Here is a 19,643-nt window from a genome sequence, read left to right as displayed (position 1 = left end):
ATGTTAAAATTGCGGATCAATCCGATTGTTGCAAAAGATCTGAAGGCTATTCGGGATTACATTGCTGAAGACAACGAGGAATATGCTGCAAAAACCATAAAAGAAATTTACGGTAAATTTGAGAATCTTCAGATGTTTCCGGGAATGGGATCAGATCTTTCCAAACGAGTCAGCTTTCGGACAGACTATAAATATGCGATATGGGAAGATTATGTGATTATCTACAAGGTAGGGAATGAGTATGTAGAGATTTATCGTGTGATCAACCGATATCAGGATATCACTAGAATCTTTGACTGATAACAGAAATTTGATAACAAATTGATAACACCGTTCAGTACAGTCTATGGACTTAGGACAGTGGAACACATATAAAACCAAATAGAACCATAATGCCGATACAAAAATGTATAGTGACAAGGATTTATTTGCGAGTTTGAATAAAGAAAATGGAGCTCGGAAATCCAGCGTTTATGCGGGGCTCCGAGCTCTTACTATGTGGTTTGAGTACATTTTTATTGTGTGATATGATTAATGTCTTTAATGTGAGTAATTCTATAAGAGATTTCACCATAAGTATTTCTTACAAAAAGATGTGGATAAGCAGTTTGTTTTTAGTTATAATAAGGAAAGCTTATAGATAATTAGAATATGGGAGAATTGCTTATGAATTATGATGTTATTAATGAGGTTTGTGAGATGAAAAACCTTACGAAGGCTGCGAAAGCGCTTAATTATTCTCAGTCAGCAGTAAGCCAGACAATTCAAAATTATGAGAAATCCCTTGGAATAACACTGTTTGAGCGGTCGAAAACAGGAGTAGAACCGCTCCCTTTTGTTAAGCCTATCATTGAATCTATACGAATCATCGCTGAAGAAGAAAAAAGGATCAAAGAGTATGCAGAATCAATTCGAGATTTGCAGCAGGGAATGGTACGTCTGGGCTGCCTGGCACGTATTGCAACAAAGTGGTTTCCGGATATTTTTAAAGAATTTGGCGAGTGCTATCCGAATATTCGTTATGAGATGATGGCTGGATCTTTCTATGATCTTAGGAAAAACCTCAAAGATGAAACGATAGATTTTGCTATGGTATCAGAGTGTGCGGCTAAGGGCTTTGCATTTACACCAATCATAAAAGATGAGATGGTTGTTCTTTTGCCGAAAGGACATACTCTGGCAGAAAAAGAAACTATAAATATACAGGATTTGAAAGAGGAGAACATTATCATTACTTCAGAAGGCCTGGATTTTGAAATAGGCGCTATACTTAGGGAGATTGGAGTCAGGGAGAGTCATACCAGATATAGATTCAATGACGATATTGTAATTATGAAATTTGTTGAACTCGGATTTGGAGTCTGTGTATTGCCACGACTTTTTTTGGATATCACAGGAAAGCAATTTGATATTGAAATACGATCTTTTTCCAAAAAAAAATACAGAACACTGGGAGTTGCATATCCAAATAAAGAATACGTGAATCCTGCGGCAGCTAAATTTGTTGATTATTTGCTGAAATGGTTCAAACAAAAGAAAAATTCGATAGAAAATGTTATTTTGTAGAGGAAGAGAACATGGGAAAGATTATTATAACCGATGATAATGGAGAAGATCGGGAATATCTTCATCAAAGGGTACAAAAATACAATCAAAAATATTTTGAAAAGGCAGAATTTCAGGATATAAGCGTCTGCCTTAAAAGTGAGAGCGGGGAGATTCAGGCAGGCTTGGCGGGTACGGTTCGAGGCAACTGGTTTCTTGTATGGGAACTTTGGGTAAAAGAAGAACTGCGAAGAAAAAAGCTTGGAAGTGAAATTCTCAAAAAAGCAGAAGAAGAAGCAAGAAAACGAGGATGCCAATATGTCCTTTTGGATACATTTGAATTTCAGGCACCTGAGTTTTATAAAAAAAAAAGGATACCGTGAAGTTTTTGTATATATGGAACATGAGATAACAGGAACTCACTATTATCTGTCCAAAAAATTATTGAAAGGATAATCAGAGGATTGGGGGAAGCAGGCAGCTCAAAGAATATAAGGGAGTTTTGTTATTATAAGTAAGTTCCCTCTCTATGATTACTTTGTCGTAATTTAATTCAAAAAGATCTTGAAACAGCGCAGGTGCCATTTCGATGCTCCAATTATCTTGTTCAATACTTCTATATTCACCCTGCGGAAGATAAAATATATTTTCGTGTATTATAGTTTTTCCGGATGGATGGCTTATATCTGCAAAATAAAACAGTCTTTTTTCATTGCCGTTGCAGATCATAATGAGTCCGTAAGATTGGAACAGAGTCAGGCCATAGGTAGAAATGTCATGCAATATTTTTTTGAGGGCTTTCTCTACACTGACTTTATCTGGAATCTCGTTACATGGTAATAGCCATACCGGCTGTGGATGAGTAAGATTATTTGGGAAAGGGTATTCCGCTTTCTCTTTTAAATAATTAATATAACGCATCTTATCCTCCAGGATTTGAATCCGTTCCTGAGTTAATTCTTTTCCGAACTGTAAAAGTTTCTGGTAATCAATGGAAGAGTAATTATGATCAATATAATTACTAAACTGATTAAGACAAATATCCAAATCTATAAAAATCCCAATCAAATTCAACTGATTCAATTGATAAAGACTGTAGTATCGGTATCCGGTATCCTGTTCGATCCAGTATGGTTTGAGGATGCCTTTCTTCTCGTAATACCGAAGTGCTTTTGTGCTTATACCGGCAGCCTGTGCAAATTCTCCAATTGAAAATAAAGTTGATCTGTCCATCTGATATGAAAACCTCTTATTTTTATTACTGAAATCATTATAACCCACAATATGTGTTAACAGATAATCGACATTATGGGAGATGTCATAAGCAGAACTTATGGATATATGTGTTGACTTTGCCCCTAGGGAGAGCTGTATGCTTAAAAAGGCAGCAGAAATCTCTGTTGTCACTCCAGATAAATATTAAGTGAACACGGACAGAACCTTGACAAATTCCCGATATGTTTGTCAGGGTTTTGTTCTTTTTTATGATGAAAGTAAATATGAAAAGGAAGGCGGAATACTATTGACTCGTCCCCTGGGTCAAACTTTATACTTGAATCAGGTTCTCTTTCTGTTTGAGATCGGGGTAAAAACAGGAAAGAAAATTACAATTGAATAAAGTATAATCTAGGAGGTAGAGAAAATGTTATTGGCATTGCAAATTTTATTTGGTGTATTAGTTGCCGGGACAGGAATTGGACTCGTAGTTGATATTGCCAAAAACCGTATGGATGAACTGAAAGGTGCAACCGGTAAACAGTGGGGAGCTGCTTTTGCAGTAGGTATTATTGCAAACTTTCTCGATACACTGGGATGTGGTTCTTATGCACCATCTACGTTTATGTATAAGATTTTTAAACAGATAGATGATATCGATATTCCTGGTACATTGAACGTAGGAGATACATTCCCGGTTATTTTTGAGGCATTTATATTTACGGCTTCTGTAGAATGTGATCCTGTATTTCTGTGGATTATGTATGCTTGCGCAGCGGTCGGGTCCTTTGGTTTTGCAACAGTTGTAACGAAGTGGCCACGAAACAAAATCAGATACGCACTGGGAAGTGCGATGGTACTTCTTGCAATTATTATGATTTGTAGTAATCTGGGAGTAGGGCCTTTCGGAATTGTAGGTACCGCAACCGGTCTGACAGGATGGAAACTAATTGTTGCTGCTGTACTTAATATTCTGTGGGGTGCTCTGATGGATATCGGATTTGGTCTATATGCACCTTGTATGGCAACCTGTCTTTTACTTGGTGTAAATGCTACGGCTTGTTTCCCTGTATTTATGGGATCCTGCGCATGCCTGATGCCTGCATCTTCTATTGAGTTTATTAAGACGCACAGATATGATGTTCCTCATACTTTGGGTAATATGATTGGTGGATGTATTGGTGTATTTATCGCATGGAAATTAGTTACAGAACTGCCGATGTTCTGGCTGATTAACCTTGTTTGCGTGGTTCTTCTGTGGACATCATACACACTGATCAGTGCGGCAAACAGAGACAGAAAAGCAGGAATAGAATAATTAATAATGATTATATCGTACATATATGGCAGCTCATGAAAGCTGCCATATATATTTTGAAAACGTAGAAAAAGCTGTTAAATGAAAATGGAGAAGGCAAAATGTTCGTCAATGAATATGTAATGGATCGAAAACGTTATGATAAGTGGGCAACTCCTAAATTCTGGAAGCTGCCGCTATTTTATGTATATTGTTTTATTTTTGTAGTAGGGGTGTTTGGGTGGTTCTATTTTGACAGGGCAGATGTTTCTGCAAAATGGAAAACAATAGGAGCATTTCTTACATTTGTTGCTGTATATCGAGGAGTTTTTTTTCACTGGATGCGTGCCGATAAGACATTTCGGCTGATGAGAGCCAGGAACTTTGGTGGAAAAGACTGGTTGTGTAAAGTAGTGGTGGGAGGCAAAAATATTTCTCTATATATCAACGGAAAAATCAACAATAAAGTAGAATGGGAAGACATTCAGAAATATGAAGAAGCAAAGTCGTATTACAAGCTCACCACAGGTGAGAATAATGAAGGAGTTTTGCTAGATAAACAATGTTTTACACAGGGGGATGCTGAAGTGTTTAAACAGTGGATGATAGAACAGCATCCGGAAATAGAATATGGATGGATACACCCCATGTATGATAAGTAAACAAAACAATACAGCGAATATTAAATTAAAATGATGCAGGCGAGTGAGATTTCAACTCCTACATTTGATGCGGTATACAACGATGGTTGGCTTATACTTGAATGTGATCTGTCAGAGAAATGCAAAAATCCCCAAAATCAAATGAAACAAGAGTTAAAGAAAATAGGTATAAGTATAATATAAAGAGCACTTGATAATTGTTATTGAAAAATGTGTTGAGATAGATTGATGTAAAACATAATTTGGGTTTCAATTTAATAGTATGATTTGAGATGAGAAAAAACTAGAGAGGTGTGCATTGTCAAATGAATCTTTGCGTTCTCACTTTTATATGTTATACTTAACCCATGGTAACATTCTGGCAACAGTTCATCAGAAAGCCAATGGAAATTATGTAATAGAAATAAAAATTAGGCATATTGCAAGAAAAACTTTAATTAATTCCGTTAAGTTTTGGCACGACGGAGCCGAGTTTGAATAAAAAAATAGAGCTCGGAAATCCAGCATTATGAGGGGTTAAGAGTGCCAAAATGGCGTGGACGATATTTTGTACCTATATCGCTCAAATTCAGCTTTTACTGCGTAACGGGAATAATTAGCGGTTATCTGCATAAAATTTTAATGGGAAGTTCTATTGACTTTCCTCTTTGCACTTACTAGAATGTAGGTACAAAGAAAGTCTACCACTGACCGATATGTGGTATATAAATGGTCGGGTTGAAAGTTTACCGCTGACCGATATGCGGTATATAAATGGTTGGGTTGAAAGTATAGTCCTTCGCCGCAAGGCGAGGGACTTTTCTGTAATGAGGACAGGCAAATGAAGAAAACAGGCTTTTATATTATCAAGGATAAATTTTTTGAAGATATGCCAGACCCGTATCTCAAAGGTAATAAGGCTGAAAATAGACCGCATTATTACTGTTTTGAAGATACAAGTACCGGGATATACTGGATGATACCATTGTCTAGCCGCATTGGCAAATACAGACGGATTATGGAGAAAAAAGAAAAAGCCGGGAAACCTTGCGACATTCTCCATATCGTCAAACTGGACGACAGCCGGGAGGGCGCATTTTTGATATAAGATATGTTTCCGATAACAGAAGAATACATAGAACGGGAATATACAATCGCTGGAAATCATCTGATGCTGACAAGTGAGCATACTGCCAGAGAGATTGAGCAAAAAGCGAGAAAAGTTGTGGGGATGTTGAAGCGTGGTATTAAATTCACGCCAACGCAGCCGGACGTTATGGTGATATTGGAGAAGTTGAGGAAGCACAGATAGCTTTCCCTATTGGTGTAATAATTACATGGCGCTAGCGCCATGTAGATAGAGAAGTAACAGAAAATTGAGAGGGCATTGGAATTGTAGAAATTCGGGGCATGGCGATTGCTATGCCCTTTATTTCTTGTAGAAAAACCGCTGATAGTATGGTAAAATCAAGGCGCAGAGATAAAAACACAACGTAAGGGATAATATCTCTTATAGAGCCGGTAGGTAGTCCGACCGCACCACTTTGGTGTAAGTAGCCCTCCCTCCTTAGGGTCGTCCATTCTTTGTTCAGTACAATTATTTAAGGAGGAATTGTCATGGACAAAGTATCGGGCAGATTGACAGTATTTTTTGAGGAACCATTCTGGATAGGTGTGTTTGAACGCATATCGGAGGGAAAGTTATCTGTATGCAAGGTTACGTTTGGAGCGGAGCCGAAAGATTATGAGATATATGAGTTTGTTCTGAGAAACTACTATCGACTGAAATTTAGTCCGGCTGTGGTAACTGATGTAAAGGAAGCTGGTCGCAATCCGAAACGGGTACAGAGAGAAGTGCGAAAACAGGTACAGAACATCGGGATAGGCACGAAGTCGCAACAGGCTTTGAAATTACAGCAGGAGCAGTTGAAAGCTGGACGTAAAACTATGAGCCGGGAAAAACGGGAAGTAGAGAAACAGCGGAAGTTTGAGCTGAAACAGCAGAAAAGGAAAGAGAAGCATACTGAAAAGAAAAAACATAGATATTTGATAAAACAATTAAAAAACATTAGCAAACTAAAAGTGATTAAAGGTAATAAGAATCTTATGAGAATTTCTTCTTCGGAGAATAAGTATAATAAGATTTTGTTAAAGAAGATAGTAACAGACATTTTGGAGAGAGAACAAAATCTTACTGATGATGAAAATATCATCGATATAGAAGATAGTGAATGAAAAAGATTTATCATGAATAGTTTAACGAAAATTTCTAATTACATGGCGCTAGAGCCATGTAATTAGGGCAGATAAGAAAAAAATAGCGGCTTTGGATGCTGGCTCTATTTTGACTCTAAAATTTGGACAAGCACAAATACGAGAGCATTTTTTGAAGAATATGGATAATAAATCCTTTAAAAAACAGAGAAAAACAGCCAGTTCAAGTTATCTGCCGAGGAGTTTGAATAGTTGGAGCAGAGTCGCAAATCTTTATTTTTCAAGGGTTTTGCGGCTCTTTCTCTTTTTGATTGCATTATGATTGCATTTTTCTATTTAACCTCTCTGTGGTAGGTAGCTGTATGCTGATTGCTTGTTATTTTCTACCATATGATTTTACGCATTGAAGTGGTATAATCTTGTTAATGCATGATTTCGCGAAAAATACAAATTGTGTGATGAATAGACAGTTTTAAAATATCATGGGGAGGAAGAAGGGAATGGCTTTGAAAAGAATAGGGAATTCGATTTCAAATATAGCAGGAGAAATTGGAAAAACTGTGGCAAATACATCTCATAAAGTTGCTAATAATATTTCTAAAATAGATAAAGACAAAATTAATGAGACAAGAGTAAATGTGACGGATAATACTCAAAAACTGGTAGAAAAAGCATCTTCAAAAGTGAAAGAAGGAGCGAATAAATCAACAGAAATTGTAAATAAGGTCATGGATGTAAATGGAGACGGTCAAGTTGACATCGAAGATGTGATTATAATGGGATTAAAAGTACCAGGTATTTGTATCAAGCGAGACGAGTTTTTACGCAGTGAGTTTATGAAGGGTTATCCACAAGAGGTAATTAATGACGCAATAGAATTTAACCCAGCACATGCAGGTATCACCACAAAGGAAATTGAAAAATATGCCGATGAAGTAATCAAATATGAAAGAAATTGTGTTTCTGGTATTTCGGTTGCTTTGTCGATGCCCGGTGGTTTTGCAATGGCAGCAACCATTCCGGCTGATATTGTTCAGTATTATGGATATATGTTGAGAGCAACACAAAAGTTGCTGTATTTATATGGTTTTCCAGAAATTGATGTTACGGAAAAAGGAAAGAAATTTGATGCAGAGACGTTGAATATCCTTACTCTTTGCTTGGGAGTAATGTATGGTGTGGCAGGTGCAAATAATGCATTGAAAGCAGTTGCGAAAGCGCTTGGTTCTGGTGTTCAGAAACAGTTAATGAAAAAAGCACTGACGAAAGGAACAATTTATCCGATAGTTAAGAGTACAGCAAAATGGTTTGGTGTTAAAATGACAAAAGAAGTTTTTACAGGTTTCTTTAAGCATGCAATACCAGTAGTTGGAGGCGTTATCGGAGGCGGATTGACTTATATGTCATTTAAACCATGTTGTGATAAATTGAAAGTATCTTTACAGGATACTCTTTTGAGTAATCCAGATCATGAGGTAACAGCAGAGGAGAATGCTTTTGATGTTGAAGCAGAAGAAATCGTAGAATGCAGTGAGGACATTGAAGAATGTGAAAAGTTTACTTCCAGTCTGACAGCAGATTTTTAAGATAGTTGATTAATGGTTAACGCGGATCGGCTTAGGCGTTAGGTTGACCTGATTAGGTTCAATCAGCCTGAGCTGAAATGCTTTCAGGGTTTCTTTTTCAAGTGTTTCCAGTGCTGCGTTATACGGCGTTTTCCGCCAAGGATCTCCCTTGGGGGTGAAGTAATATGGTTCACGATTGTGTTCACATCCCGTTGGGTAAGGAATTCAAAACTGGTTCCGTTGGGAAAGACCATCCGCAGCATGGTATGTGCCTGTTCCAGCCCGCCTTTCTGGTCGCTCCGCATTTGGATCACAATAATAAATGCTGGAACGCTGAATTCCATTTACACCGGTTTCCAGCGCATCCGGATCACCGAATTCCGAACCCCGGTCGGTCAGGATATATTCAAACATGGAAATGAATTCATAAGTTCCTATATGTTTTTCCAGACAGTCAAATACAAGGCGTACCCCGCCTTCTGTACACCGGGGCATAAAGGAATGCAAGAAAAAGCTTTTCTTTAGTAAAAAATATGGTCAGCAGGGTTTTCTTTGACTCTCTGGAAGAATGGACGGTGTCCATTTCAACATAGGAGGAAAGCTTCAGGCTGCAAAAGTCGCTGTAAAGTCTGTTGGTAAAAACAGTCCTTGATCCAGATAGGAATACTTGGTACGGACAGACATATCTAACTCTGGATGGTTGGTCAGGATATGGTAAGGTGACTGCCCCTGTTCAATCAATGGGGAAATGCTCTTATCCTTTTTTGTGTAGCTCCTGTTTCGTCATGTTAATACCGGTTCTGGAATCCCGAAGCTTTTTACGATATTCCCTGTCTGCGAACCGGGCATTATAAAAGGTGCCTTTGTGATACCAGTCAGACAGGCGGTATGTCTTGACCTCTTTAGAGATGGTGGTCGAATCTTTGCAGAAAAATCTGGCGATATCTTTAAAGGATGTGCCTTTGTCCAATTCATTTTCGAGATAAATACGGTTTTCAAGGGTAAGATGTTTCTGGTTGCCGGGAATATATTTACTCATAGAGTTCCTCCTTCTACTGCTGTCAGAAGGAGAGATAACCATACCACTTTTCTATGAAAGAGTAAATATCAAATGTGTGGGAGTAAATTCCACCGCATGCCCAGCTGAATCCGGTGGCTTTTTATGAACTTTACCGCTATCATAACAGAAATTTTTACGCAGAACCAGGATTTTCTACCTTTCAAGGATATATCGTTCTGGCTGCGGACGGTTCAGGAATCAATATCCCCACTACCAGGGAAACTCTGGAAGAATTCGGAACTTCTAGTAGAAAAGGGACGAAACCGCAGGCTTCCATTGGTTTGGGATGTCTGTATGATGTTATGAGCCGCATGATTCTGGAAAGTGACCGCTGTAAATGTAAGTTTGATGAAATGCGCCTTGCGGAAGAACAGATAGATCGTGTTCGTGAAACAATAGGCGATTCGCAGCCATTTCTGGTTGTGATGGACAGGGGATATCCATCTACGACGGCGTTTATTCGAATGATGGATAAAGGAGTTTCATTTCTTGTACGTTTGAAATCCAGCGATTATAAAAAAGAGCAGGCCGCCTTGACCGGATCAGATGAATGGATTGAGATCCTTCTGGACAAGAGCCGTATCAAGCATTATAAAGGAACCTATACTGATTACAAGTCTTCCATGTAATGTATATTTGAAACGATTTCTATTCTGATTAAAAATAAGAGGTTATATAACGGAGGTGGAAAATGAAAGCATTGACAAGAGCGGATTATGAATTATTAACGGAAGCGCAGAGGGTCATTCAATCCAATTATGACGAGGCGGAGCAAAACCATACGGTGGGAGCGGCGGTGAGATGCAAAAGCGGGAACGTATATGCTGGAGTAAATGTATATTCATTGCATGGTGCCTGCGCCGAGCAGGTTGCCATAGGAACCGCGATCACGCAGGGAGAGCGAGAATTTGAGGCGATTGTTGCCGTCCGGGGAAAAGACGGCGGGGAGATCGTTCCGCCCTGCGGCAACTGCCGCCAGATGTTGAATGACTATATGCCGGAGTGCAGCGTGATCCTTCGGATCGATGGAGAGGAAAAGAAAGTGAAAGCAAGAGAGCTGTTGCCGTTTGCGTATGGGGTGGAATAACAAAAATTGGATTTATTTGACAATTGCGATTAATGGATTTATGATAGCGTAATACTCATAATGATAGGAAATATGGGAAAAGTCTAAGGAGGACATCGATTATGAAAAAAGTATTTCTTATCATGGGTTTTATTTTGGCGGTAATTCTTATTATAGGGCGGCGGTATTTGCTGTTTTTGCCTACAGGAATCTGCATTGGTACGATGAAAATGTCAAAAACCGGAAGGTTGTAAATGCAGAAAAAAACAGTCTGCCCTTCCAAATGGGAATATCATCAATTATGGCGAGGTGGAGAATGAGAGGCCTGCTTTGCTGCTGAGTCATGGTCAGATGGGAGTGTGGGAGGACTATACAGAATGTGATTGGAGAAAAGACTGTGGTCTGCGGGCACTCCAATGGCGCGCTGACAGCAGCTTATATTGCCGCGTACGGCGGGGAAAATATTGCGGGTGCGACTTAGGAGGAACAGGCAAACAGAAGCGCAGAATAGGAGAATATGATGTTGAATTGTGTGATTGTAGGGATTGGCGGATTTATAGGTACGGTGTGCAGATACTTAATTGGGCTTCTGCCATTTGAGATGGAAAGTGGATTCCCGGTAAAAACACTGGCGATCAATGTCATCGGGGCATTTTTGATCAGCCTGATCGCTGCGATAGCTGCGGAAAATAAATCGTTTCCTCCGCAGGTGGCGCTGATGCTCCGGGTGGGCATTTGCGGCGGATTTACTACCTTTTCCACATTTGCATATGAATCCGCAGACCTTATGAAAAACGGGCAGACGGTGGCGGCCTTTGCCTACATATGCATCAGCGTTGTCCTTGGCGTGGCGGCAGTCTTTGCGGCGCAGATGTTGGTAAGATAAATGATTGTATTTTTATGGAGGTCATCAGGCGGATGCTGGAAAAGGCTTTTAAAACGTAGGGCTGTGAACCGGGAACAACGGGAAGCAGAGAAACAGTTTGAACTGAAACAGCAGAAAAGGAAAGAGAAGCATAGGGGAAGGTAATACCTGCCCCTGACTTTTCCGTAATGAGGACGGGCGAATGAAGAAAATGGCGGCTCTGGCTGGTTCTCAAATGGCTCTAATTATTTTCTATACAATTATTCTCAGAATAATAGCGGAATGCTTTCACGATATATTCACTGCTTCCCACACCGTATTGTGTGTCTATTACTTTGCTTAGATAATCATTGGAATAGGTGTCAATTATCATCTTGCAATAGTTTTCTGTACTGCCGATTAACAGATTCGGAGCCGAGGCCAGAGTGCCGGTTATGATTTAAGTTTAAGAAATTTGTCCTCTGTCCGCATTTCTTCCGGTATCTGTGCATACCAGTTCTCCATAATTTCGGAGAAATGTTCTAAATTATGCTTCATGGCTTCCGTATATTTTTCTACGCTTCCAAACTGTTTAATGGCAAGTTTCGCTACCTCGGATTCATCATCTTTGATTTTCTGAATGAACATATCAAAATTTTCAACACTTCCCCAGTGTTTGATAACCGTCTCTGTTTGATTGGACTTAAAATCCTCTAAAGCATGAATATAATCGGATAGATCAAATTCTTTAAAACTCACACATTGTTCTCCTTTCTCTAAACGGCTAAGAAGCTGTATGAGCCTGTCTGTCCGATTACGCTTTAGGAGAAGCAGTTCTTTTTGCTTTTTGAAAGCGGCAATTCTGTCGAAGTCGGGCTTTTCAATAATTTCCCGAATATCTTTTAGTTTAAATCCTAATTCCCTGAAAAACAGAATTTGTTGCAGCTTCTGCAACGCTTCCTCATCGTATAAGCGATAGCCAGACTGTGTTAGTCCACTTGGTTTTAACAGTCCGATTTCATCATAGTATTGAAGTGTGCGTATGCTGATACCCGTTAATTCTGCGACTTGGCTAATGGTTCTCATCCTTATCAGCTCCTTTGATTTGTAGAGAAGCACGATAGAAATTGCCGGCGTATATCTATTCTGCTTCCATAAGAATAGAATACAGTATCACGTTACGTTGGAGTCAATAGTTTTTTGGATATATTTTTACCGCAATACTGCAAAATGCTGGGAGGTAATGGATGATGGATTTTTTTCGGGAAATATATACATCGTAGAAAAATCGGCAATTCAGTTATACAAAAGCAAATTAATATTTTAGAAACAAAAGTCAAACATTACAAAAACAATCCGATGCTATAGTACAGCCATGAACAACAAAATTAAGAAAAGGAGATTTTAGAGATGGCAAAATCAAAATTAGTGAAAGCAAATGAAAAAATTGCAGCAGAGGTAGTAGGCGGTTACAAGAAAATCGAAAAAGGTGTAGTTGGGAGCTATAAGAAAATCGAAAATGGGGCAGTCGGAGGATTTAACAAAATCGCAGATAAGTTTGTCGATCAGTTTCTGACGAAAGAGGGAGAATCGGTAGAAGAAGCGAAAGCCAGATTGTCAGAAGAACAGTCAGCGAAAGAGAAAAGGTAGGTACTGCGTAATGAAAAAAAGCACATTTGTAGCAATGATTTTAGGAACAATCGGAGGAATTTTATTTGCGCTTGGCATGTGTATGGCGCTGATCGTAGAGTGGGATGCGTTCAAGCCGGGCGTGATCATGGGAGCAATCGGTGCGCTTGTATTGCTGCTCATGGTAATCGTGTGGAGAAAGATGGAGCATAAGGCGCCGATTCAGGTGTCGGGCAAAACCATCGGGGCGTCTCTGATCGGAATCGTTGGCTCTTTACTGTTAGGTGTAGGTATGTGCCTTACGATGGTATGGAGCAATATGGTGATAGGAATTCTCATTGGGATTGTGGGAATCGTTGTGCTACTCTGCCTGATTCCTTTTGTCAAAGGATTAAAATAATACATGCGAAGAATATTAAAATTTATACATTCGAGATATTCACTTGCGGCTTTTTGTATTATACTTGAATTTGGACAGGTGATGAAAAATACGAAAGCGGATTGCTAAATGGCGAATGCCTGTGTTGAGGCTGCTGTGGCGCTGTTTCTTTCCGGGTATTACCTGGCGAAAGACATATTGGCGATATGCGCGGCGGCGGGAAAAGTTATCAGCAGATGCGGGAGGGATTGGGAATGATAAAAATACTTGTGGTGGAAGATGATGAAGAACTGAATCAGGTCGTATGTACGTATCTGAATGACAGCGGCTTTCAGACCAAGGGGTGCTTGAATGCAGGAAACGCTTATGATGAGATGTATAATAACCGTTACGATTTGATTATTTCTGATATTATGATGCCGGGAATTGACGGATTTGAATTTGCAGGCTCGGTCAGACGGGTGAATCCTACAATCCCGATTCTTTTTATGTCTGCGAAGGATGATCTGCCGTCTAAGCAGAAGGGATTTCAGATCGGGATCGACGACTATATGGTAAAACCGATCGAGCTTGGGGAATTACTTCTTAGAGTCCGGGCGATCCTTCGCCGGGCAAATATTGAGATGGAGCGGAAGATCACAGTGGGGAATCTTCTGTTGGATGCCGACGGGATGAGCGCCGAGATCGACGGAGAAGAGGTGAATCTTACGACCAGAGAATTTAACATCATTTATAAAATGCTGTCCTACCCGAAGAAGACATTTTCAAGGGCGCAGCTGATGGATGAATTCTGGGGCGTGGACACCGATACCAGCCTGCGGGCGGTGGATGTTTATGTGACAAAGCTCAGGGACAAGCTGTCAGCGTGCAATGGATTTAAGATCGTAACGGTAAGAGGACTGGGATATAAGGTGGTTTTAATATGAAGAAATCAGAGCAGAAAGAACCGAAGCTGAGACAGGAAAGTTTGTTTCCGCCGTCACTTTTCGGGATATATCTGGGAGTCCTGTTATTGATGGCAGGCATTCATACCGGGCTCATTGTTTTGGAAAATAGAGCCGGATGGAACGAAATCGTTCAGACGATCGTCCCGATGATTTACTGGGGACTTGTAGCGGTCGGGCTTACCCTGTTTACAAGAAAGAAAATGAAGGACACCTACGATGAACCGCTGCATCATCTGGCAAAGGCGACGGAACAGGTGGCAAACGGCGATTTTTCCGTTTATATTCCTACGACCCACACACAGGATAAGTGGGATTATCTGGATGTGATGATCGTTGATTTTAACAAGATGGTGGAGGAACTGGGAAGCATTGAGACGCTGAAGACCGATTTTGTGTCCAATGTTTCCCATGAGATGAAAACGCCGATCGCGATTATAAAGAACTATGCGGAACTGCTGAAAATGCCCGGTATTACGGAGGAACAGAGAGTTGAGTACGCAGAAAATATAGAAAAGGCATCCATGCGCTTATCCAGCCTGATCAGTAATATCCTAAAATTGAATAAGCTGGAAAACCAGAGGATTATCCCGGAGACGGAAGAGTATGATGTATGCCGTCAGCTGTGCGAATGTATTCTGCAGTTCGAGGAAGCGTGGGATGAGAAGGAACTGGAGTTGAAAACGGAGATGGAAGATACAGCGATGGTGAAGGCGGATGCAAGTCTTCTGGAGCTGGTATGGAACAATCTTCTGTCCAATGCCATCAAATTTACAGAACGGGGCGGCATGGTTACAGTAAGACAGACGTCGGATGAAAATGTGGTAACGGTGTCGGTTACGGATACGGGATGCGGCATGAATCCGAATAGTGTGAAACATATTTTTGACAAATTTTATCAGGGGGACACCTCTCACTCTAAGGAAGGCAACGGTCTGGGACTTGCCTTGGTGAAACGGGTATTGGAACTGTCAGATGGAGACATCCGGGTCTTTAGTAAGGAAGGGGAAGGAAGCACCTTTGTGGTAACCCTGCCTGTTGTGGGAGCGCCTGAAGAGGAAGATGGAGGTGAGGCATCATGATGGATCAGACCGGGAACAGAAAGAGAGAGTTTGTAGGGTATGAATACAAAGAAGTCTGTGCGGATAAGAATCAGATTTCATTTCTGATTGACGGGTACGAGAATTTCGGATGGGAGGTAGACGGGAATGTCTGCGAGAAAGCGGATGCGGGGAGAAATCCGCAGTTTCAGAATAAAAGGATCCTGCATCTGAAGCGGAACCGGAAAATTGTAAATAAGATGGAACTGACCCGCCTGCAGAGGAACTTTGAAGCGTGTGTGAACGAGATTGAAGCGTTGGAGAAAGCAAAAACCTCTAAGGCAACGATGCGTGCGCTGACGGTCGGGATTGTGGGAACCGCATTCATGGCGGGAGCCACCTTTGCAGTGACAGCGGATCCGCCTCATATCATCCTGTGTATCATACTTGCCATACCAGCCTTCATCGGATGGATCCTGCCCTATTTTATTTACAGGAAAACAGCTGCAGAGGAGACGGAAAAAATGAATCGTCTGATCGAAGAGAAATATGACGAAATCTATGCAATCTGCGAAAAAGGAAACCGATTATTATAGTGATAAAAGAAAGCTGTCTGACATTGGATATTTGCCGGACGGCTTTTTTCTTTGCCCGTGAATTAATATTACGGAAACAAAATGCAAACACTCCTGTAGCAGACCGGCTCTGGGAAGAATCTCATGGAGGCTGTGCATCCTGTGGCAGATGTGAAAGGGCAGCAGGGTAATTCGTTTAGGAAATGTTTAGGTTTTTAGATATTATTTGTTTAACGGTGAATTGTATTATGGAAGCATAAACGTATTTATCAACAGGAGATATTGCACTTATAGCAGGCTGCGGTATAATAGGAGCAGGGCTTGCACTATGATACTGGCGGCTTTGTATGATATGGGCGTACCGAAAATCGAAACGCATGGAAAGGTACCTGTGATCAGTGAGGAAGAATCTGTTGTGGATTACGGGAGGTTTTTATGGAAAAGGGAACGGTGAAAAAAAGAATATTTCTGTCAAATGCATTCATGGTTGTCGTGACGTTGCTTATTTTTTTGATGATCAATCTGTTTGTGATTAAATTTTATGCGGAATCCATTGAGGCAGAATTTCGGACGTCTGTGGAGGGCGTTACGGATGAGGAGAGGCTAGACGACCTGCTGGAGGACTGGATTGTTCACAGAAACGAGTTTATATTGCTCTTTGGAGCGGACGGAATCCTTTGCATTATCGTTCTTCTGATTGTCAGCCAGCTTTTTACAAAAAACCTGACTGACCATATCATGGAACCGCTGGACACTTTGGCGGAAGGGGCAAAACGGATCAAGAAAAATGACCTGTCACAGGATATTGCGTATACGGGTGATCTGGAATTTGAAAATGTGTGCGCCGCTTTTAATGATATGCAGGCATCCATTTTAGCGGAACAGGAAAAGAACCGAAGATATGAAAAAGCGAGGACGGATATGATAGCAGGAATTTCTCATGACCTGCGGACTCCGCTTGCCGCAATGAAAGGAACCATTAAGGGTCTGATAGATGGAGTTGCGTCTACACCGGAACAGCAGAAGAAATTTCTGCAGGCAGCATACAGGCGTACCGGAGATATGGATATGCTCTTAAACCAGCTTCTTTACCTGTCCAGAATGGAGACAGGAAATATGGGGATTTCCATGCAGAACATAGATATTGGCGCTTTTCTGGGAAATTATGTGAAGGGAAAGCGGGAAGTGATAAATTCTTTGCAGGAAGAAATTATCGCAGATACGAAAGGAATCACGGCAAAAGTATCGATTGATTCGGAACAGTTTCAGCGGATTTTGGATAATCTTGTGGAAAACAGCAGGAAATATGGGGAAACAACGCCGCTCAAAATGAAAATCATACTGGAGAAAACACCAAAAGGATTAAGCGTTTGTTTTCGGGATAATGGCGTCGGTGTGCCGGAAGAAAAATTGCCTCACATTTTTGAAGAATTTTACCGGGGAGATGAATCCAGAAACAAAAAAGAAGGAAACGGACTGGGGTTATATATTGTAAAATATTTGATGGAGGCAATGGGCGGCAGCGTCCGGGCGGAAAATGCGGATGGACTTGCTGTATACCTGGAATTAAGGGAAGTGTAACTTCCCGCTACGGTGCAATTTGCGAAGCAAATCGCAGCGGTTCTTACTTGCAGGAGAGGAGTAACTGAGCATGGCGGATAAGAAAAGAATCCTGATCGTGGAGGATGATATGGACATCAGCATGGTGGAGGAGGCATACCTTCAGTCATCGGGATTTGAAACAAGAATTGTAACAGAAGGAACAGCGGTAGCGGCAGCGCTTCAGGAGGAGCATTTTGATCTGGTGTTGCTTGATTTGATGCTTCCGGGAAAAAGTGGGTATGAAGTATGCCGTGAGATCAGGGATACCATAGACATTCCGATTCTTATGGTTACGGCAAGGACGGAGTCCGTAGATAAGATCAGGGGACTTGGGCTTGGCGCAGATGATTACATTGCAAAACCTTTTGACCCGGCGGAGCTGGTGGCGAGGGCTCATGCAAACCTGAGGCAGTATGAGCGCCTGCGAGGCAAATCCACAAAGGAAACAAGTGAAGAACCGGAGGAGATAAAAATCCGGGATCTTCGTATCTTAGTCAATAGTTGGAAGGTCTATAAAGGAAATAAGGAAATCAAATTTCCAAACCGAGAGTTTGAGATTTTGAAGTTTTTTGCCATGAATCCCAATATCGTGTTTTCCAAAGAACAGATTTTTGAGAAAATATGGGGATATGATTATGTAGGAGACAGTGCGACTGTCATGGTGCATATTAACCGTATCAGGGAAAAGATTGAAGACGACAGTAAAAATCCGCAGATCCTGGAGACAGTATGGGGCGCGGGCTACCGATTGAATAAGTAAAAATATAACAGAGTTTAGGAATTATTTAGAAAAACCCCTCTTGTTTGTTTAATGCTGGTTGTTAAGATAACCGCAGAAAACAAACAGGAGGGATTTTTTGATGTTGAAAGAAGGAATAAACGGATTTTGTATGGCACTAGCGGACAGTGTGCCGGGAGTGTCCGGAGGTACAGTAGCATTTATCATGGGATTTTATGACCGGTTTATCGGTTCCATCCATGATCTGGCATTTGGAAAAATGAGAGAGAAAAAGTCGGCACTTAGATATCTGGCAAAATTAGGTATGGGATGGGTAATCGGAATGGCAATGGCGGTAGTTGTGCTGTCAGCATTATTTGAGAGCCATATTTACGCTGTCAGTTCTTTGTTTATCGGATTTATTGCCGGGGCGATTCCGCTGATTATAAAAGAAGAAAACCCTAAAGGATACCTTGATGCCATGCGGCAGAAAAGAGGAAACCCTAAAGGATACCTTGATGCCATGCGGCAGAAAAGAGGAAACCCTAAAGGATACCTTGATGCTATGCGGCAGAAAAGAGGAAAAGAAAGTTTCCGGGAAGTCAGAAAAGGGATTCTTTTTTGCCTGATTGGAATCGTACTTGTAGTGGGAATTACATGGGCAAATGGAAGAATCGGCGGAGCGTCTATGGATTTGGGACAATTTTCTGGGGGAATGGCAGTGAAATTGTTTTTCATTGGAATGATTGCAATTTCCGCAATGTTCCTGCCGGGAATATCCGGATCGACACTGCTCCTGATTTTTGGAGCATATATTCCGGTGATTACAGCAGTGAAAGGATTTCTTTCCTTAGATTTTTCTTATCTCCCGTGTCTGATGTTTTTTGGATGCGGCGTGCTGGCAGGAGCAATGACCGTGGTAAAAGCGATTAAGGTTTGCCTTGAGAAATTCCGTCCGCAGGCAATCTGCATGATCCTGGGTATGATGATTGGTTCTTTTTATGCGATTATACAGGGACCAACCACATTGGAGATACCGAAAGCGGCAATGAATTTGGGGAGCTTTCAGATATTGCCATGTGTGATTGGTGTGGCGCTCGTGGTAGGGATGCAGATTGTAAAAGAAATCCCGCAAGGGGATACCACTATGGCCGTCCGGCCAGGGAAAGAGGAAATCCCGCAAGGGGATACCACTATGGCCGTCCGGCCAAAACAAGAGGAAAGCAATTTGGTGATATGTCAAGAGGAAAATGAAAAAGATTTTTTTGGAAAAGGGTAACCTTAATAGACCTACGGTCTAAAAGAAACG

23 protein-coding genes and 4 pseudogenes are annotated in these 19,643 nt (G+C 41.0%); 24 read left to right on the top strand and 3 right to left on the bottom strand.

What is annotated here, in order from left to right; genetic code table 11:
* The 3 genes from OCV99_RS13970 to OCV99_RS13960 all read left to right on the top strand — a co-directional run bounded on the left by OCV99_RS13970 (nt 1) and on the right by OCV99_RS13960 (nt 1,928).
* Nucleotides 1-300 carry a type II toxin-antitoxin system RelE/ParE family toxin gene (locus tag OCV99_RS13970; RefSeq protein WP_158371378.1) on the top strand — a complete coding sequence of 100 codons (300 nt, stop codon included), beginning with the start codon at nt 1-3 and terminating at the stop codon, nt 298-300.
* A gap of 366 nt (nt 301-666) precedes the next feature.
* Nucleotides 667-1,566 (top strand): LysR family transcriptional regulator, encoded by a 900-nt coding sequence (locus OCV99_RS13965; protein WP_262575749.1) that lies wholly within the window; start codon nt 667-669, stop codon nt 1,564-1,566.
* Nucleotides 1,567-1,577: 11 nt separating this feature from the next.
* Nucleotides 1,578-1,928, top strand: a complete 351-nt coding sequence (locus OCV99_RS13960) for a GNAT family N-acetyltransferase (protein WP_262575747.1) — start codon at nt 1,578-1,580, stop codon at nt 1,926-1,928.
* Between the two features lie 73 nt (nt 1,929-2,001).
* Here OCV99_RS13960 and OCV99_RS13955 read toward each other — a convergent pair whose 3' ends face one another.
* The gene (locus tag OCV99_RS13955) at nt 2,002-2,952 is read right to left on the bottom strand and encodes a MerR family DNA-binding transcriptional regulator (RefSeq protein WP_158371373.1); all 951 of its coding nucleotides are present in this window, start codon (nt 2,950-2,952) and stop codon (nt 2,002-2,004) included.
* A gap of 235 nt (nt 2,953-3,187) precedes the next feature.
* Between OCV99_RS13955 and OCV99_RS13950 the strand changes: the two genes are divergently transcribed.
* The 6 genes and pseudogenes from OCV99_RS13950 to OCV99_RS13925 all read left to right on the top strand — a co-directional run bounded on the left by OCV99_RS13950 (nt 3,188) and on the right by OCV99_RS13925 (nt 8,498).
* Nucleotides 3,188-4,078 carry a permease gene (locus tag OCV99_RS13950; protein WP_158371371.1) on the top strand — a complete coding sequence of 297 codons (891 nt, stop codon included), beginning with the start codon at nt 3,188-3,190 and terminating at the stop codon, nt 4,076-4,078.
* 101 nt (nt 4,079-4,179) lie between these two features.
* A complete protein-coding gene (locus tag OCV99_RS13945) occupies nt 4,180-4,719 on the top strand; it encodes a YcxB family protein (protein ID WP_158371370.1) in 540 nt (179 codons plus the stop codon).
* Between the two features lie 820 nt (nt 4,720-5,539).
* Nucleotides 5,540-5,806, top strand: a complete 267-nt coding sequence (gene cptIN, locus OCV99_RS13940; RefSeq protein WP_262575745.1) for a type III toxin-antitoxin system CptIN family toxin — start codon at nt 5,540-5,542, stop codon at nt 5,804-5,806.
* 3 nt (nt 5,807-5,809) lie between these two features.
* Nucleotides 5,810-6,010, top strand: a complete 201-nt coding sequence (locus tag OCV99_RS13935; RefSeq protein WP_262575743.1) for a hypothetical protein — start codon at nt 5,810-5,812, stop codon at nt 6,008-6,010.
* Between the two features lie 305 nt (nt 6,011-6,315).
* A pseudogene (locus OCV99_RS13930) lies at nt 6,316-6,720 on the top strand (YjdF family protein); the annotation flags it as partial.
* Nucleotides 6,721-7,412: 692 nt separating this feature from the next.
* Nucleotides 7,413-8,498: a hypothetical protein gene (locus tag OCV99_RS13925; protein ID WP_262575741.1), complete on the top strand. Its 1,086-nt coding sequence runs from the start codon at nt 7,413-7,415 to the stop codon at nt 8,496-8,498.
* 9 nt (nt 8,499-8,507) lie between these two features.
* Here the strand turns inward: OCV99_RS13925 and OCV99_RS18395 are convergent.
* Nucleotides 8,508-9,516: pseudogene (locus OCV99_RS18395) on the bottom strand (transposase).
* Between the two features lie 113 nt (nt 9,517-9,629).
* Here OCV99_RS18395 and OCV99_RS13910 point away from each other — a divergent pair.
* The 5 genes and pseudogenes from OCV99_RS13910 to OCV99_RS18275 form a co-directional block, all read left to right on the top strand.
* Nucleotides 9,630-10,166 carry a transposase gene (locus OCV99_RS13910; RefSeq protein WP_262575737.1) on the top strand — a complete coding sequence of 179 codons (537 nt, stop codon included), beginning with the start codon at nt 9,630-9,632 and terminating at the stop codon, nt 10,164-10,166.
* Nucleotides 10,167-10,228: 62 nt separating this feature from the next.
* Nucleotides 10,229-10,624: a cytidine deaminase family protein gene (locus tag OCV99_RS13905; RefSeq protein WP_158371367.1), complete on the top strand. Its 396-nt coding sequence runs from the start codon at nt 10,229-10,231 to the stop codon at nt 10,622-10,624.
* A 101-nt stretch (nt 10,625-10,725) separates the two neighbouring features.
* Nucleotides 10,726-10,857: a hypothetical protein gene (locus OCV99_RS13900; protein WP_262575736.1), complete on the top strand. Its 132-nt coding sequence runs from the start codon at nt 10,726-10,728 to the stop codon at nt 10,855-10,857.
* Nucleotides 10,858-11,120: 263 nt separating this feature from the next.
* Nucleotides 11,121-11,489, top strand: coding sequence for a fluoride efflux transporter CrcB (gene crcB, locus OCV99_RS13895; protein WP_317248533.1), 369 nt, complete (start codon nt 11,121-11,123; stop codon nt 11,487-11,489).
* Nucleotides 11,490-11,543: 54 nt separating this feature from the next.
* Nucleotides 11,544-11,633 (top strand): annotated as a pseudogene (locus OCV99_RS18275) (YjdF family protein); the annotation flags it as partial.
* A gap of 76 nt (nt 11,634-11,709) precedes the next feature.
* Here OCV99_RS18275 and OCV99_RS13885 read toward each other — a convergent pair.
* Nucleotides 11,710-12,533, bottom strand: a pseudogene (locus tag OCV99_RS13885) (MerR family transcriptional regulator).
* 324 nt (nt 12,534-12,857) lie between these two features.
* Between OCV99_RS13885 and OCV99_RS13880 the strand changes: the two are divergent.
* The 10 genes from OCV99_RS13880 (at nt 12,858) to OCV99_RS13835 (ending at nt 19,613) form a co-directional block, all read left to right on the top strand.
* On the top strand, nt 12,858-13,097 hold the full coding sequence (locus OCV99_RS13880) for a hypothetical protein (protein ID WP_158371365.1): 240 nt from the start codon (nt 12,858-12,860) through the stop codon (nt 13,095-13,097).
* A 10-nt stretch (nt 13,098-13,107) separates the two neighbouring features.
* On the top strand, nt 13,108-13,476 hold the full coding sequence (locus OCV99_RS13875) for a hypothetical protein (RefSeq protein ID WP_158371364.1): 369 nt from the start codon (nt 13,108-13,110) through the stop codon (nt 13,474-13,476).
* Nucleotides 13,477-13,584: 108 nt separating this feature from the next.
* Nucleotides 13,585-13,713 (top strand): hypothetical protein, encoded by a 129-nt coding sequence (locus OCV99_RS13870; protein WP_262575734.1) that lies wholly within the window; start codon nt 13,585-13,587, stop codon nt 13,711-13,713.
* Entirely contained in the window at nt 13,710-14,381 is a 672-nt protein-coding gene (locus tag OCV99_RS13865; protein ID WP_158371362.1) for a response regulator transcription factor, read from the top strand. The genes OCV99_RS13870 and OCV99_RS13865 overlap by 4 nt, the downstream gene beginning before the upstream one ends.
* Nucleotides 14,378-15,481, top strand: coding sequence for a HAMP domain-containing sensor histidine kinase (locus tag OCV99_RS13860; RefSeq protein WP_158371361.1), 1,104 nt, complete (start codon nt 14,378-14,380; stop codon nt 15,479-15,481). The genes OCV99_RS13865 and OCV99_RS13860 overlap by 4 nt, the downstream gene beginning before the upstream one ends.
* Entirely contained in the window at nt 15,478-16,035 is a 558-nt protein-coding gene (locus tag OCV99_RS13855; RefSeq protein ID WP_331490744.1) for a hypothetical protein, read from the top strand. The genes OCV99_RS13860 and OCV99_RS13855 overlap by 4 nt, the downstream gene beginning before the upstream one ends.
* A gap of 307 nt (nt 16,036-16,342) precedes the next feature.
* Nucleotides 16,343-16,468, top strand: coding sequence for a hypothetical protein (locus OCV99_RS13850; protein ID WP_262575732.1), 126 nt, complete (start codon nt 16,343-16,345; stop codon nt 16,466-16,468).
* The gene (locus OCV99_RS13845; RefSeq protein ID WP_158371359.1) at nt 16,450-17,595 is read left to right on the top strand and encodes a sensor histidine kinase; all 1,146 of its coding nucleotides are present in this window, start codon (nt 16,450-16,452) and stop codon (nt 17,593-17,595) included. The genes OCV99_RS13850 and OCV99_RS13845 overlap by 19 nt, the downstream gene beginning before the upstream one ends.
* 70 nt (nt 17,596-17,665) lie before the next feature.
* Entirely contained in the window at nt 17,666-18,376 is a 711-nt protein-coding gene (locus OCV99_RS13840) for a response regulator transcription factor (protein ID WP_158371357.1), read from the top strand.
* A gap of 100 nt (nt 18,377-18,476) precedes the next feature.
* Nucleotides 18,477-19,613: a DUF368 domain-containing protein gene (locus OCV99_RS13835; protein ID WP_158371356.1), complete on the top strand. Its 1,137-nt coding sequence runs from the start codon at nt 18,477-18,479 to the stop codon at nt 19,611-19,613.
* Nucleotides 19,614-19,643: the final 30 nt, after the last annotated feature.

Source organism: Dorea acetigenes (genome assembly GCF_025567385.1).
In the GTDB taxonomy this organism is placed as follows: Bacteria; Bacillota; Clostridia; order Lachnospirales; family Lachnospiraceae; genus Claveliimonas; species Claveliimonas acetigenes.
Note: the sequence above shows the minus strand (reverse complement) of the source record. Positions and strands in the feature narration are given on the sequence as shown.

Coding starts and splice junctions, on each gene's coding strand:
- OCV99_RS13875 (WP_158371364.1), top strand. CDS start 13,108: ATGAAAAAAAGCACATTTGTAGCAATGATTTTAGGAACAATCGGAGGA.
- OCV99_RS13865 (WP_158371362.1), top strand. CDS start 13,710: ATGATAAAAATACTTGTGGTGGAAGATGATGAAGAACTGAATCAGGTC.
- crcB (WP_317248533.1), top strand. CDS start 11,121: ATGATGTTGAATTGTGTGATTGTAGGGATTGGCGGATTTATAGGTACG.
- OCV99_RS13900 (WP_262575736.1), top strand. CDS start 10,726: ATGAAAAAAGTATTTCTTATCATGGGTTTTATTTTGGCGGTAATTCTT.
- OCV99_RS13840 (WP_158371357.1), top strand. CDS start 17,666: ATGGCGGATAAGAAAAGAATCCTGATCGTGGAGGATGATATGGACATC.
- OCV99_RS13855 (WP_331490744.1), top strand. CDS start 15,478: ATGATGGATCAGACCGGGAACAGAAAGAGAGAGTTTGTAGGGTATGAA.
- OCV99_RS13905 (WP_158371367.1), top strand. CDS start 10,229: ATGAAAGCATTGACAAGAGCGGATTATGAATTATTAACGGAAGCGCAG.
- OCV99_RS13845 (WP_158371359.1), top strand. CDS start 16,450: ATGGAAAAGGGAACGGTGAAAAAAAGAATATTTCTGTCAAATGCATTC.
- OCV99_RS13860 (WP_158371361.1), top strand. CDS start 14,378: ATGAAGAAATCAGAGCAGAAAGAACCGAAGCTGAGACAGGAAAGTTTG.
- OCV99_RS13960 (WP_262575747.1), top strand. CDS start 1,578: ATGGGAAAGATTATTATAACCGATGATAATGGAGAAGATCGGGAATAT.
- OCV99_RS13870 (WP_262575734.1), top strand. CDS start 13,585: ATGGCGAATGCCTGTGTTGAGGCTGCTGTGGCGCTGTTTCTTTCCGGG.
- OCV99_RS13970 (WP_158371378.1), top strand. CDS start 1: ATGTTAAAATTGCGGATCAATCCGATTGTTGCAAAAGATCTGAAGGCT.
- OCV99_RS13945 (WP_158371370.1), top strand. CDS start 4,180: ATGTTCGTCAATGAATATGTAATGGATCGAAAACGTTATGATAAGTGG.
- OCV99_RS13925 (WP_262575741.1), top strand. CDS start 7,413: ATGGCTTTGAAAAGAATAGGGAATTCGATTTCAAATATAGCAGGAGAA.
- OCV99_RS13850 (WP_262575732.1), top strand. CDS start 16,343: ATGATACTGGCGGCTTTGTATGATATGGGCGTACCGAAAATCGAAACG.
- OCV99_RS13880 (WP_158371365.1), top strand. CDS start 12,858: ATGGCAAAATCAAAATTAGTGAAAGCAAATGAAAAAATTGCAGCAGAG.
- OCV99_RS13935 (WP_262575743.1), top strand. CDS start 5,810: ATGTTTCCGATAACAGAAGAATACATAGAACGGGAATATACAATCGCT.
- OCV99_RS13835 (WP_158371356.1), top strand. CDS start 18,477: ATGTTGAAAGAAGGAATAAACGGATTTTGTATGGCACTAGCGGACAGT.
- OCV99_RS13965 (WP_262575749.1), top strand. CDS start 667: ATGAATTATGATGTTATTAATGAGGTTTGTGAGATGAAAAACCTTACG.
- cptIN (WP_262575745.1), top strand. CDS start 5,540: ATGAAGAAAACAGGCTTTTATATTATCAAGGATAAATTTTTTGAAGAT.
- OCV99_RS13950 (WP_158371371.1), top strand. CDS start 3,188: ATGTTATTGGCATTGCAAATTTTATTTGGTGTATTAGTTGCCGGGACA.